The 13,944-nt window shown below is 51.2% G+C and carries 15 protein-coding genes; 3 read left to right on the top strand and 12 right to left on the bottom strand.

What is annotated here, in order from left to right:
* The first annotated feature begins 76 nt into the window (after positions 1–76).
* On the top strand, positions 77–493 hold the full coding sequence (locus tag ACT3T7_RS01750) for a SufE family protein (protein WP_193053557.1): 417 nt from the start codon (positions 77–79) through the stop codon (positions 491–493).
* A 5-nt stretch (positions 494–498) separates the two neighbouring features.
* On the opposite strand, the gene yidD is transcribed toward ACT3T7_RS01750, so the two are convergent.
* The 7 genes from yidD to ACT3T7_RS01715 form a co-directional block, all read right to left on the bottom strand.
* Positions 499–828 carry a membrane protein insertion efficiency factor YidD gene (gene yidD, locus ACT3T7_RS01745; RefSeq protein WP_193056405.1) on the bottom strand — a complete coding sequence of 110 codons (330 nt, stop codon included), beginning with the start codon at positions 826–828 and terminating at the stop codon, positions 499–501.
* Between the two features lie 2 nt (positions 829–830).
* Positions 831–1,298, bottom strand: a complete 468-nt coding sequence (gene hisI, locus ACT3T7_RS01740) for a phosphoribosyl-AMP cyclohydrolase (protein ID WP_087105438.1) — start codon at positions 1,296–1,298, stop codon at positions 831–833.
* 5 nt (positions 1,299–1,303) lie between these two features.
* Positions 1,304–1,750, bottom strand: coding sequence for a Fur family transcriptional regulator (locus ACT3T7_RS01735; protein ID WP_172116630.1), 447 nt, complete (start codon positions 1,748–1,750; stop codon positions 1,304–1,306).
* 31 nt (positions 1,751–1,781) lie between these two features.
* A complete protein-coding gene (locus ACT3T7_RS01730) occupies positions 1,782–2,780 on the bottom strand; it encodes an alpha-L-glutamate ligase-like protein (RefSeq protein ID WP_193056403.1) in 999 nt (332 codons plus the stop codon).
* The gene (locus tag ACT3T7_RS01725; protein ID WP_172116628.1) at positions 2,777–4,300 is read right to left on the bottom strand and encodes an inactive transglutaminase family protein; all 1,524 of its coding nucleotides are present in this window, start codon (positions 4,298–4,300) and stop codon (positions 2,777–2,779) included. Before ACT3T7_RS01725 ends, ACT3T7_RS01730 begins: the two co-directional genes overlap by 4 nt.
* Before the next feature lie 36 nt (positions 4,301–4,336).
* Positions 4,337–5,173, bottom strand: a complete 837-nt coding sequence (locus tag ACT3T7_RS01720; protein ID WP_192526973.1) for an ATP-dependent zinc protease family protein — start codon at positions 5,171–5,173, stop codon at positions 4,337–4,339.
* A 335-nt stretch (positions 5,174–5,508) separates the two neighbouring features.
* Complete coding sequence (locus ACT3T7_RS01715) at positions 5,509–6,210, bottom strand: TetR/AcrR family transcriptional regulator (protein WP_087105443.1); 702 nt, start codon at positions 6,208–6,210, stop codon at positions 5,509–5,511.
* Between the two features lie 143 nt (positions 6,211–6,353).
* Between ACT3T7_RS01715 and ACT3T7_RS01710 the strand changes: the two genes are divergently transcribed.
* A complete protein-coding gene (locus ACT3T7_RS01710; protein ID WP_192526972.1) occupies positions 6,354–8,384 on the top strand; it encodes an oxidoreductase in 2,031 nt (676 codons plus the stop codon).
* A 100-nt stretch (positions 8,385–8,484) separates the two neighbouring features.
* Here the strand turns inward: ACT3T7_RS01710 and ACT3T7_RS01705 are convergent, their stop codons facing one another.
* From ACT3T7_RS01705 to gorA, 4 genes are all read right to left on the bottom strand, one after another.
* The gene (locus ACT3T7_RS01705; protein WP_087105445.1) at positions 8,485–8,880 is read right to left on the bottom strand and encodes an ectoine synthase; all 396 of its coding nucleotides are present in this window, start codon (positions 8,878–8,880) and stop codon (positions 8,485–8,487) included.
* 84 nt (positions 8,881–8,964) lie between these two features.
* Positions 8,965–10,233 (bottom strand): diaminobutyrate--2-oxoglutarate transaminase, encoded by a 1,269-nt coding sequence (gene ectB, locus ACT3T7_RS01700; protein WP_087105446.1) that lies wholly within the window; start codon positions 10,231–10,233, stop codon positions 8,965–8,967.
* A gap of 75 nt (positions 10,234–10,308) precedes the next feature.
* Positions 10,309–10,887: a diaminobutyrate acetyltransferase gene (gene ectA / locus ACT3T7_RS01695; protein ID WP_172116622.1), complete on the bottom strand. Its 579-nt coding sequence runs from the start codon at positions 10,885–10,887 to the stop codon at positions 10,309–10,311.
* 248 nt (positions 10,888–11,135) lie between these two features.
* On the bottom strand, positions 11,136–12,518 hold the full coding sequence (gene gorA / locus ACT3T7_RS01690) for a glutathione-disulfide reductase (protein WP_172116621.1): 1,383 nt from the start codon (positions 12,516–12,518) through the stop codon (positions 11,136–11,138).
* A gap of 138 nt (positions 12,519–12,656) precedes the next feature.
* On the opposite strand from gorA, the gene can reads away from it, so the two are divergent.
* Positions 12,657–13,304: a carbonate dehydratase gene (can, locus tag ACT3T7_RS01685; protein ID WP_087105449.1), complete on the top strand. Its 648-nt coding sequence runs from the start codon at positions 12,657–12,659 to the stop codon at positions 13,302–13,304.
* Between the two features lie 58 nt (positions 13,305–13,362).
* Here can and msrA read toward each other — a convergent pair whose 3' ends face one another.
* Entirely contained in the window at positions 13,363–13,944 is a 582-nt protein-coding gene (msrA, locus tag ACT3T7_RS01680; RefSeq protein WP_192526968.1) for a peptide-methionine (S)-S-oxide reductase MsrA, read from the bottom strand.

Raw genomic sequence — 13,944 nt, 5'->3', positions numbered from 1 at the left:
AAAGCTATCCACGCAAGCCACCTTGAACCCGTATAATGGTCTGACGCTTTTAAATCGAATATGAAAAGGAACGAGTATGAGCACTTCCGGCGCCGAGCAGGCCCAGCAAGAGCTAATCGAAGAGTTTGAAATGTTTGATAACTGGATGGACCGATATCAATACATTATCGATATGGGCAAGCAGCTTCCTGATTTTCCAGAGGCGTGCAAAACTGCGGAGTATAAAATTCAGGGCTGCCAATCCAATGTATGGATGCGCCATGAACAGCAGGGCGACACGCTGGTTTTTAGCGCTACCTCTGATGCGGCAATTGTTTCTGGGCTGATTGCAGTGCTGCTACGCATCTATAGCGAGCGCACAGCGGCTGAAATTCGCACTACCGAACCGCACTTTTTAGCGGATCTTGGGCTGGATAAACATCTTTCCCCCACGCGCAGCAATGGCCTCCACGCCATGCTTGAGCGTATTTACCAAGTGGCGCAGCAAGCCTAATGGCATTAACGTTGATGTTGATGACAGCATGAGGGAGAGGGCGGCGACTCGTCGTCCTCTTTACAAAGTTGCTCACTACGCCCACCGGGAACAGGGTCCATGCCACCAGAGTTGCCAGGATGGCATTTTAGGATTCGCTTGATAGCCATCCAGCCACCTTTGGCAGGGCCATGCACCTGAAGGGCTTCAATGGTGTAGGAGGAGCAACTTGGCCAAAATCGGCAGCGTGGCCCGAGCAGGGGGCTAATAAGGTATTGATAGGCACGCACCGTGCCAACCATTACTAAAACCGCCAGCTTGCGTAAAGCACGTAATATGTAATGCACCCAGCGCATGACTAACGGTTACCGTAAAGCTCATCCGGGTGAATAAGCGGTTCACTATTAATGGTGGCATCGGCGCTGGTTAGCGAAAGATAAAAGCAGCTTCGGCGACCGGTATGGCAAGCAGGACCTGTCTGGTCTACCTGTAGCAGCAATGTATCGCCATCACAATCCAGAGCCGCCGACTTAAGATGCTGCTGCTGTCCGGATGACTCGCCTTTTCGCCAGAGCTTTTTGCGTGAACGCGAATAGTAGCAAACGCGATGCGTGCTCAGCGTTTCCTCTAGTGCTTCACGCGTCATCCAGGCCATCATTAACACTTCTTTGGTGTCATACTGTTGAGCGATAGCAGGCAATAAACCTTCCGCGTTAAATCTAACAGCATCCAATAACGTCGTGGTGGCGGGTAATGTATCTTGTGGCGTTGCCGCCTCAAGTGCCTTGAATAACGTATCAGCCGGTAGTTGATCAAAACGAGACATATCTATTATTCACTCTTGGCTCGACAGTTTTGACAAAGGCCTTGCAGCTCAATCGTCTGTCGTTCAACACTAAAGCCTTGCCGGCTGGCAAAGGCTGACAGCTGATCGCTAACTTCATCCAAATGCAATTCTTCGACGTAACCACATTGACGGCAAATCAGCAGTTGGAACCCATGAATATGTTCAGGACAGGCGCATGCCACATAGGCGTTTAGCGACTCGATACGATGCACCAATCCTTGGTCAATCAAGAATTCCAGCGCTCGATAAACCGTAGGAGGGCGGGCAGCCGCATGCTCGGTTGAAAGTTTATCCAACAGGTCATAGGCTTTTAAACCGCCGCCATTGTGAGCAATCAATTCAAGCACGCGGCGTCGAATGGGGGTAAATCGAACGCCGCGGCTGTGACACTGTGATTCCGCTTGTTGAAGTAGCGTATTCGCTTCAGTCATTGGTGCACTCAGTAAACGTCATCAGCTTAGTCTACGCGCTTGCGATAGTTGTGTCAGGGCTTTCTGTTAGCTCACTCTTGCGAGCAAAGTGGTGCTGAGCAAACGCGACACGCTCGGCAACTGGCACCCCTTCTGGTTGACGCTCGATGAGATCAAGCCGGCGACGCAAACCCTCTCCGTTGGTCATTTGAATCGCAAGGCCCGGGCGTGCATTCAGCTCAAGCAGCATGGGCCCATGTTGCCTGTCCAGCACCATATCGGTTCCCAAATAGCCTAATCCGGTCATTTCATAGCAACCCGCCGCCAGATTTAGCAGGGTGTCCCACTGGGGGACCGCCAGGCTTGCCAGGTCATGCCCGGTATCCGGGTGGTTGAAGCAAGGGCGGTCAAACTGCACGCCGCGAAGCGCTTCTCCGGTGGCAATATTCAATCCAACACCGACCGCTCCCTGGTGCAGGTTGGCTTTGCCATCGGAAGCCGCCGTTGATAAACGCATCATCGCCATGACGGGGTAGCCCTTGAAAACGATGACCCGAATATCCGGCACACCTTCGTAGGTATATGCCATCAGGCTTTCTTCAAAATTAATCAGCGTTTCAATGACAGCTACATCCGGAGAGCCGCCCAGGGAGTAAAGCCCTGAAAGAATATTAGAGACATGACGCTCTACAGCCTCAAGCGTTAAATGCGCTCCGCTGGGTTTAACAAACTGATTATCAACTACCTTTTCGATAACCAGAATACCCTTGCCGCCACTGCCTTTGGCAGGTTTGATAACAAAACCATCATGACCTGTCAGCATATCGCCAATATGCTGAACGCCAAACTGCGTGGTTACCGTACCAATAAGCTCTGGTGTGGTAATGCCATACTCTTGCGCCAAAAGTTTAGTCTTGAGCTTGTCATCCACCAACGGGTAAAGGCGCCGTGAATTATACCGGCCAATATAGCGAATATTGCGCCGGTTCATGCCGATAATGCCTTTGTCGCGCAGGCGGCTAGGCCATGTCCAGTTGTTGAGCCAACTCATGACGGCTTCTCGTCATCAGTAATCGGCTTGAAGCGGCGTAACTCAAGCAAACGATAGCCGGTGTAGTTACCCAAAATCAGAATGAGCGCCATCAAAATCAGCTGAACACCCAGGAAGTTGAAGGTGATGTGACGCACCCAAGGGTTGTTCATGGCAAGGTATGCGAGCACGGCTGTCAACAAGCTGCCGCCCCCCTGAATAATGACCTGTTTTGGGCCTTCTTCTTCCCAGAGGATCGACATCCGCTCAATCGTCCAGGCCAGGATAATCATGGGGAAGAAGGTGACAGTGAGCCCCGCGCTTAGACCCATACGGTAAGCCAATACGGTAAAGATCGAGATAATCGCGATGACCGTTATGATGACCGCCGATACTCTCGCCACCAACAATAAGTTCAAATAAGACAGATAGTTACGAATAACCAAGCCAACAGCCACGATCAGCAGGAAGCCAATCAAACCCGTCAGCAGGGTGGTTTGTATAAAGGCGAGGGCGATCAGAACAGGCATAAAGGTGCCTGATGTTTTCACCCCGACCAATACACGCAAAAACACAACGACCAAAGCGCCAATGGGAATCAGCAGAATCGTTTGGAAAAGAGCTTGTTCTTCAAGTGGTAAGCTATGGATTGAGAAATTCAGCAGAGTATCATCAGAAAAGTGGTTGCGCACAGCAGCAGACGCTGGCTGATGGTGCGTTAGCATAGAGAAGCTAACCCGCGAGTTTGTACCGCCTTGAACTTCAAGCACCGCCCGACCACTTGTTTCCCAGAGCAGCAGGTTCTCGGGCTGGCCTTCCTCGCCCGTTGCGGGGTCGAATATATTCCAGCTTTCTGCAGGCTCATCAAATACCTGAATCCAACTGCTTAATAGTTGACGCCGGCGCCCATCTTCCAGTAGTAGTCCGCTTACTTCTCGTGCTTGTACACCCGCTTGATTTAGCAAGCGCACGATGAGAGCTGACGGCGTTTCCTGGGTAAGCAGTAAGCGGGCATTTTCGCCCTGACGCTCGCCATTTACATCAAGAATTAGCTCACGCGCAAAGGTCGCATTATTTGCACTTCTGGCCCACGCTCTATCAATTAGCTGGGTAGCTGCTGAATCATAAGGACTTTCCCAGGGCGTGCTCGACACCAGCCCTGGCGGTGCTTGTACCGGCGGGCGGGAACCAGGTGATACCAGCATTTGCACCGAATAATAGAGCTGCTGGCTGCCAGCAGCATTCCGAATGGTCCATTCGGCTTGGCGCCCGAAATCATCCGTCTGGTAGGCTAAACCATAGCCAGAAGAAGCGGTATTTTCGGTCAGTACACGAAAGCCTGCCTGCTGGGTGGGCAGCGCTAAGTCCACTTTTACGGGGCCATTCTGGGCATTGAAATTGATAACGGCCTCAATTTCCCATACCTGACGCTGCTCGCCTGGTACCCAAGGAATTTCAAAATGAAGATGTCTATGCACACTGGTGGCAATACCTGCCACAAGAAGTAGACCTACAATGATATAAAACGGAAGGCGTGACATTAAAATTCCTTTCAGCGAAAAGCGGCAGGGGAGCTTTTACTCTTCGATATCGTCTTGGTCGACCGCTTCATCTTCAGCGGCTTGTTCAGCAGGGTCACCGCCGGGAAATTCTGGACGCTCATGTAAGTAGGTTTGCGCCACATCAACAATAGCAATATCCATTAAGAAACGGCGGCCTAGCAATACGGGGAAATCGAGGTGGGTACGATCATTCAGCGTAAATTCGACGTTTTCACGAATAGGACCGAGCGTCATTAATAGAGAGACAACGGGGCGGGACTCTTCACCAGACGCTTGAACAATGCGTACACGCCGTTGAACAGGTGCCTCTATCCACTCGTTACGCAATGACTCCACGACACTATCATCCTCAGTCAGTGCCAGCTTGAAGCGCACCCAATCTTCGCCATCGCGCTCAAAGCGCGTAATGTCGGAGGCCGATAATGACGACGTCTCTGCACCGGAGTCCACGCGTGCTTTTAAGTAGGTACCTACACTCGGCAGGCCAACCCATTCGCTACGTCCCAGCATGGTTTTCATATCTAGCGTGGTATCCACTTCACACTCTTCGCGGATAATGATGGGCTCGTCACCCCGAGCTTCAAGCTCCTTTATATCACCGCGTAAAAGGCGTAGCAGGCTACCCACTTCACGAACATCAGCGGTAAGCACCTGCTGTTGGCTGAGTTGTTGCGCCTGATGCTGAGCATTGGCACTGCATTGTTGCCCTAATGCATCCTGTAGCTCGAGCATTCGAGTATTGAATGACACCTCGTTCAACAACGGTGGCTCATTAGAATCTGGTTGCTGAAGGGCGCAGCCAGAAAATAGAAGTGATAAACCAGCCATCAGCCACAAAACACCTGGGCGCATAACGAGAGACATCCTTGAAAATTAAAAAGGAATAATAAGGAGAAGCTAGACCGGTTGTCCAACGCCGTATTAACTTTTTAGAAGCTACCCAACCTACCATTTAACATAATATATATTATGCGAACACCAAGGTGCTTAATTTCCACATAGAACAATTAAGATGGACTACCTCCTCCTAACATACTGATTCTTGGGTACCAATCGTTTTAACGTGCACATTCTTACATAATCAGATGCCGATTGCTTCCTCCTGGACCGATTCCGACCGCGGAGATGATATTTATGCTGAAGACAACCCCAGATTCCCACTGGCCAACACGGAATGACCCAGCGCACTACCCAGCCAGCCATTCCCCCCGATAATGCCGAGCGTTAATGTCGGTTTCATCTGTTATCTCCTGTTGAGCCGCCATCTCTTCGGGCGTAAACCGCGCTTGATGCCGCGCAGCAAACCGCTCAAGATCAGCATGGGTACACATCTGCCCAGTAAAAATATTGATGTACTGAGCCACTCGGCCGATGCGAGTATCCTGAGTCTCTTGGGTATGCATCGAGATATAGCCGATCTGAATCAAATACACCGTGCGTGCACGGGTATCAGCTTCCAGCACGTCATAGCCATAGCGAATAAACATGTCTTGCAGCGCTTGTAGCCGCAGGCTATCGGCTTGGCTAACGCGCTCAGCAACCACTTGATCTTGCAGGCTCCAACTTCTAATGGCGTACTCGAACTCAGAATCAAATACCGCTGAGTCAAACCAACAATCAAAGATATTGAGCGTGGCTTCCACGATGGAAGATGCATATTTCTCCGATTGCTCAATGACAGCCTGGGTGTTTTGACGCTCCCACCGCTCCAGCAGCGCGGCAAGCACCTCTTCGCGGTCTTTAAATAGCCAGTAAAAACTGGTTCGTGATGTTTTTAGCTTCTTTGCTAGCGGTACGATCTTGACGGCACTGACTCCCGAGGTAATCAGCAGCTCGTAAGCAGCATCAATCCAAGCAGTTTGGTTAATCGTGGTGCGTCCGTTTTTCACGTATTGCTCTCTTTGCCATGGCGATGCAGTCGATCATACAGGAAGCCTGTCACCTTTATGTACACAGCTGTCAATTATATTGACAACTATGAACAGAGAAGACTAGCTTGTGTTAATCATCAAAACAACAAGAGAAGACGACCGTGAAAAATGACCCTTTGCTACAGCCGTTACAACTAAAACATTTGACGCTGAAAAATCGGGTAATGCTGACTTCTCACGAACCCGCCTACCCCGAAGATGGCATGCCTAAAGAGTTATACCGGGCTTATCATGTTGAACGTGCCAAGGCAGGTATTGCCCTGACCATGACTGCTGGGTCGGCGGCGGTTTCCCGAGACAGCCCGCCGGTGTTTAACAATATTCTGGCGTATAAAGATGAAGTGGTGCCGTGGATGCGCGACCTCACCGAGGCGTGCCACGAACACGGCACGGCGGTAATGATTCAGCTAACGCACTTGGGCCGCCGAACAAGGTGGGACAAAGGCGACTGGCTACCGACGATTTCAGCCTCCAATCATCGGGAAGCGTCCCACCGCGCCTATCCTAAAAAAGCCGAACTTTGGGATATTGAGCGATTAATCAAGGATTACACCGACGCCGCCGAACGCATGTACGCAGCAGGCCTGGACGGCATGGAGATTCAGGCGTACGGCCACCTGATGGATCAGTTCTGGTCACCGTTAACCAACGTGCTTGATGCACCTTATGGCGGCAGCCTGGATAACCGGCTACGGTTTACCTTTGAAGTGCTCCAAAGCATCCGTGAGCGTGTTGGTGAGAAGTTCTTACTTGGCGTGCGCTATACCGGTGACGAGTGCTTACCCGGCGGCTTCGATGCCCGTGATGGCATGGCCATTTCCCACCGATTGAAAGACAGCGGCTTGGTGGACTTCCTTAATGTCGTTAAAGGGCATATTGATACCGACCCCGGTCTGACGGACGTGATTCCTATCCAAGGCATGCCTAGCGCGCCACACCTGGATTTTGCGGGCGACATTAAGCGTGAGGTCGACTTCCCGACCTTCCATGGAGCCAAAATTCAGGATGTTGCGACGGCCCGTCATGCGATTGCCTCCGGTAAGGTCGATATGATCGGCATGACTCGTGCTCATATGGCCGATCCACACATAATGAAAAAGGTCATCGAAGGCCGTGAAGAAGAGATCCGCCCCTGCGTGGGCGCCAATTACTGTCTGGACCGCATTTACCAGGGCGGCGCTGCGTACTGTATTCACAACGCCGCGACTGGACGTGAAACCACCATGCCCCATACCATTCCTCCCGCCGATACCAAACGTAAGGTGGTGGTCGTTGGCACAGGCCCTGGCGGGCTGGAAGCCGCCCGCGTGGCTGCCGAACGCGGACACAAAGTCGTCGTGTTTGAAGCGGCAGATGCCCCCGGGGGGCAAATTCGTTTAACGGCACAGAGCGAGCGCCGTCGAGAAATGATGGGCATCATCGATTGGCGCTTTGAGCGCTGTCAGGCCATGGGTGTCACGTTTCACTTCAATGTCTTTGCCGAACAGGATGAAGTGCTCACCGAATCGCCGGATGTGGTCATTGTGGCAACGGGCGGGCAGCCTAATGAAGAGGCGCTTCAGGAGGGCAACGAGCTGGCCGTCACCGGCTGGGACTTGCTTTCTGGCCATGTAACGCCAGGCAGAAACGTACTGGTGTATGATGATGCAGGCGACCATACCGCCCTGCAAGCGGCTGAGATTATTGCCAAAGCAGGCGGCAAGGTCGAATACATGACAGCCGACCGCGCCTTGGCGCCGGAGGTCATGGCCATGAACCTGGTGCCTTATATGCGTACACTACAAATGCTGGATACCACGTTCACCCCAACCTTCCGCCTGACTGGTATTAAGCGCGACGGCAGTGAACTGGTTGCCTCGGTCAGCAGTGATTACACCAATGTCATCAAACAGCGACGCGTAGACCAGGTAGTCGTCAACTTCGGCACGTTACCCATGGCCGATCTTTACGAAGAGCTGAAGCCGCTGTCGAGCAACCAAGGGGCCGTCAACTATGACAGCCTGATTGTAGGCACACCGCAGCCTATCGCTACCGAAGGAACGTTTCAGCTGTTCAGGATTGGGGATGCCATTTCGCATCGAAATACCCACGCAGCGATTTATGATGCCCTGCGCATCGTTAAAGACCTGTAGGATTCTGGCTTAGCGCTTTGCCTGGTCGTCTAATCCTACAGGCACTAAAAAGCAGCCTGCGTTAGCAAGGCTGCTTTTATAAGCGCGGGAGAACTAAGGCTTACTCATCAGCCGGCGCATAAGAACCATCTTCACGATGCACTTCCTTACCACTGAGTGCCGGTGTAAAGACACAGGCCACGGTCATGCCTTTTTCTTTGCCGCGCAGCAGGTGCTCGTCATGCTTGTCCAGTAGATAGATATCGCCTGCTTTGATTGGCCAGATTTTGCCATCCGCTAGGGTTTCGACTTCACCTTCGCCTTCATAGCAAAAAACGGCTTCGTAATGATGCTTATACTGAATGTGAGTCTCTGTACCCGGGAAGATACGTGTGATGTGAAAAGAGAAACCAGCATTATCCTCGGCAAGCACCAAACGGGTACTGTCCCAGTTACCATTTTCAGCAGTTACCAGTCGGTCTGTTTTACGCGCTTCTTCAAGATTGCGGACGATCATAATATGCTCCATGCCTGAACGGCTGGCGATACCAGCCGTTGAGTTTATCGTTAAGGTACATTAACTACCCAAAGTAACGTCAGGTTATCCGTTGATAACCGTGTTGACGGCCGCTTCCAAAATATCCAGCGCTTCAAGCAGATCTTCGTCGCTAATCGTTAATGGACAGAGACATTTAACAACTTCACCGCCTTGGCCGCTTGTCTCAATAATCAAGCCGTTTGCAAACGCTTCGCTGGTAATCTTGTCGGCGATGTCACCCGAAACAACGTCAATACCACGCATCAGGCCGCGGCCGCGCTCGGTAGCCGGTATACCATTTTCAGTCAACAGCGCCGCCAGCTTCTGGAAACGCTCTTCAACAATACGGGCTTTGCGTTGTACGTCGCGCTCAAACGTATCGTTTGCCCAGTATTTTTTAAGCGCGGCAGTCGCCGTTACCATGGCAAGGTTAAAGCCACGGAAGGTGCCGTTATATTGGCCAGGCTTCCACATGTCCAGCTCTGGACGAATCAATACATGAGCGAAGGGCAAACCAAAGCCAGACAGTGACTTCGAGTTAGTGACGATATCCGGCTTGATGCCGGCATGCTCAAAACTGAAAAACTTACCGGTACGGCCACAGCCTGCCTGGATATCGTCCACGATGAGTAAAATATCGTGTTCACGGCAAATGCTTTCAAGCCGTTTTAACCAGTCCAAGCCTGCTACGTTGATACCGCCCTCGCCTTGCACGGTTTCAACAATAACCCCTGCGGGAATATCCAAGCCGCCTGACTGGTCGCCCAGTAATTTTTCAAAGTAATCAAGCGTATCGGCATGCTCTCCCATATAGCCATCATAGGGTAAAAAGCTTGCCCCTTGCGTCGGAATGCCGCCGGTTGCTTCACGGAATTTACGGTTACCGGTGGTGGCCAACGCCCCCATGGTCACACCGTGGAAACCGTTAGTGAACGTCACAATATTGTGGCGACCTTTGGCTACGCGTGCCAAACGAATAGCCGCTTCAACTGCATTCGTCCCGGTCGGGCCAGGCAGATGAACTTTATAATCCAGCCCACGCGGTTTAAAGATGAGTTCTTCGAGTGTTTCGAGATATTCCCGTTTAGCTGCCGTCCACATATCCAGACCGTGGACAATACCGTCGCTAGACAGGTAGTCAATCATGGCTTGCTTGAGATGCGGGTTGTTATGACCGTAGTTAAGCGTTCCGGCACCCGCCAAAAAGTCGATATATTCGCGACCGTTTTCGTCGGTTAAACGAGCATTTTGCGCTTTGGTAAACACAACGGGAAATGAACGTGAATAGGTACGAACATTAGATTCCATACGTTCAAGCGATTGGGTCTTCATTGGCGACCTCCTTGTGTCATCGTTAAGCCGAGAGATGTCGAGAACATCGTGGCAATACGGATAAAAAAAGAAAAATCAGATGTGGTCAGTTTGGAATGGGCCGATGCGAACCAGGTTCTCTGGGTCATGCTCCCCACCAAGCTGTTCGGTAGAGAAATATTCACGGCTATTTAACGGCGCATGCCAGCGAGTGGCTAAACGTCGAAACAGTCCCCAGGAAGCCAGGTTGTCAGGTGTAATAGTGGTTTCCAAGTGGTGAACATCGGCGAGTTCAGGGCGAGAAAGGATGGCTTCAACAAGGCGGCGGGCAAGCCCTGTACCGCGTGCTTTTTCACCTACGGCTACTTGCCATAAGAAATAGGTATCGGGGGCGTTGTCTTTTACATAGCCAGACACAAATCCGACTATTTCGCCCTCTTCGTTGGTGGCAACAGCGCAGGTATCACGAAATTGGGTGGCTAACAGCAAGTAAGCGTAAGCAGAGTTAACGTCCAGTGGAGGACACGCTTTTACCAGCTCGTATATTCCCCAACCGTCCTCTGCATTTGGCTTTCGGATATAGAGAGGCGCTTCTGAAAACCCAACGACCGCGTCGGCAACGGTGGGTCGTGCGAGCTCAGATGAAGGGGTAAAAGGTTGCATTGGCGTATTCATGGTTATGCTTCGCTGTAGCGAATTTGAGCATCATTATAACAGCTGATTATTAGCAATTCAAAAGCCATATTATCCACCACCCTGTTTTCCATAATTTACGGTTATATTAGGCTTGGTATTTTTAATACTGACATCGCCACTGGCGAAATAAAAATATGAGTTTAGTCCAACTTTTAAAAAACGGTGATATTAAAAAAGCGAGCCACTGGCTCGCTTGATGTACTGCACATTAGGAAGCTGCTGGCAGTTTATTGCCGAGTAACAGTCCGCATGGTGACAAACTCTTCAGCACCGGTTGGATGAATACCAACGGTGAGATCAAAATCCTGTTTGGTAAGACCAGCTCTAACGGCGATGGCAATGCCTTGAATAATTTCTCCGGCCTCTTCGCCTACCATGTGCGCTCCGACTACAATATCCGTTGCGTCATCAACAATAAGCTTCATCAACGTGCGCTCCTGGCTTCCCGACAAGGTGTGCTTCATCGCCCGGAACTCCGTGGAGTAAACCCGAATGTTGGTAAACTTTTGGCGGGCGCCCTCCTCGCTTAAGCCAACCGTGCCAATATTGGGCTGACAAAAAACGGCGGTAGGCACCGTGGTGTAATCAAGCCGTGTCGGCGTGGTGTCTTTGAAATGATAATCCACCAACTGCATGGCTTCAGCCAGCGCCACTGGGGTGAGCTCTGGACCAACCGTTAGATCTCCAAGCGCTAACACAGACGGGACCAGCGTTTCATAATGTGCGTTAACCGGAATTTTGCCGTTGCCATCCAACTGAATACCCAGCTCTTCAAGGCCCAGGCCCTGAATATTGGCTTTACGCCCTGTTGCTGCCAGTACAACGTCTACCTCTAACGTCTCGCCGGTCGTTAGATGAACGTTGTAACCGGATTCAATGGCTTCAATACGCTCTATATTGGCGTTGAAATGGAGATTGACACCTTTTTTATCCATTTCCTTACGAGTGAATTCACGCACTTCATGATCAAAGGGTTTCAAAAATAGATCGCCACGATAAATCAAATGCGTTTCGCTGCCCAGGCCATTAAAAATACTCGCAAACTCAACGGCGATGTACCCGCCGCCCAGGACCATAAAACGCTTGGGAAATTCGTCCAGGTCAAACACCTGGTTAGAGTCCAGCGCATGCTCATTACCCGGGAAATCAGGCACCCATGGCCAGCCACCTGTGGCCAATAGTATTTTTTTTGCGCTCACGTGAGTAACGCCGTTTTCATCTTCTAACGCCACCGTATGCGCATCGACCAGTCGACCGCGAGCGCTAAGCAGGGTGACGTCAGCCCCCTCCAGCATGCGTTGGTAAATATTGTTTAAACGCTTAATTTCACTTGTTTTATTGTCTCGCAATGTGGCCCAGTCAAAGGTGGCCGGCTCGGATAGCTGCCAGCCAAAACCTGCAGCGTCATCAAAACTGTCATGAAAATGTGCGGCATAGGCATAAAGTTTCTTGGGTACGCAGCCTACGTTGACACAAGTCCCCCCGAGATAGCGGTCTTCCACAATAGCGACGTTGGCACCCGTTGCTGCAGCCATGCGTGCAGCGCGAACGCCCCCTGAACCTGCGCCAATCACTAATAAGTCATATTGATACTCAGAATCGGCTACCATTATTTGCTCCTAAAAATTGGCATGCACGTTAAGAAACCGACGGCACATGCTTATTGACCTTAGTCGCGATGAAGGTTAAAACCTTCATCGCTTGCTTGATTTCGCCTTAACCTGACGATGTAACGATACGGAGACTCAATGTCTGACCCTATTGCGACGCTCCTCGAAAATAATCGTGCCTGGGCTGAACGCATGTGCGAAGAGGATCCCGAGTATTTTAAGCGCCTGTCTAATCAGCAAAATCCTGATTATTTATGGATAGGCTGTTCTGATAGCCGGGTTCCCGCTAATCAGATTATTTCATTACCACCAGGCGAAGTGTTTGTTCACCGCAATGTCGCCAACCTTTTACATCACACCGACATGAATGCGCTCTCTGTTGTGCAGTATGCGGTCGATGTCCTTAACGTGAGCCACATCATGATTGTGGGGCACTACGGCTGTGGCGGTATTAGAGCGGCAGTGACGGGGGGTGAGTGCGGTGTCGTTGATTACTGGCTGCACTCCGTCCGTGAGCAATATAACCACCATCGCCACTCGCTTGATCACCTTCCGTTGGATGAGCAAATTGACCGTATGTGTGAGCTTAATGTGAAAGCACAGGTTAAAAGCTTATGTCGCACTAAAATTTTGCAACGCGCCTGGCAAAGCGGCCAGAATATTTCAGTACATGGCTGGGTCTACGGCTTAAGCGATGGTCGTGTTAAAGATCTTAAATGCACCGTCACTGGGCTGGATCAAGTAGAAACGCTTTACCGCATTGATCGAGTGCAGCCAACCGATTAAGCCCCAGGCGACTATTGCCCGAAGCAATAGTCGCCTTTGTCTGCTAATACCGTGTTACCTACCCGCCAATGGGGCATGTTACCCCTGTCCCTTTTAAGCCACAGTATCCGTTAGGGTTTTTGTCCAGATATTGCTGATGGTACGCTTCTGCAAAATAGAAAGTATCCAGCGGCTTTATCTCGGTGGTAACAGTACCTTTACCTGCCGCCTCTAACGCCTTTTGGTACGCTTTGGCACTCTGCTCAGCCGCCTGCTGCTGTTCATCGGTGGTTGTATAGATAGCAGAACGATACTGCGAGCCTATGTCATTTCCCTGCCGATTGCCTTGGGTCGGGTCGTGCTGCTCCCAAAATATCTGGAGCAAGGCGTCAATATCGGTCTTGCTGGGGTCATACACCACGCGAACCACTTCAGCGTGCCCGGTCCGCCCCGAGCAGACTGCATCATAATCGGGGTCAGGCGTTTGACCACCCGCATAGCCTGCGGCAGTCACGTATACGCCTGGTTGCTGCCAAAAGAGCCGCTCGACACCCCAAAAGCACCCCATTCCCAGAACGATTTCCTGATAACCCTCAGGATACTGCGCTTGCAGGGAGTGTCCGCTAATAGTATGAACATAGTTCTCGGTTAATCGTGTCAT

The sequence above is a fragment of the Halomonas sp. 111 genome, assembly GCF_052379685.1.
Taxonomy (GTDB): Bacteria; Pseudomonadota; Gammaproteobacteria; order Pseudomonadales; family Halomonadaceae; genus Vreelandella; species Vreelandella citrativorans.
Note: the sequence above shows the minus strand (reverse complement) of the source record. Positions and strands in the feature narration are given on the sequence as shown.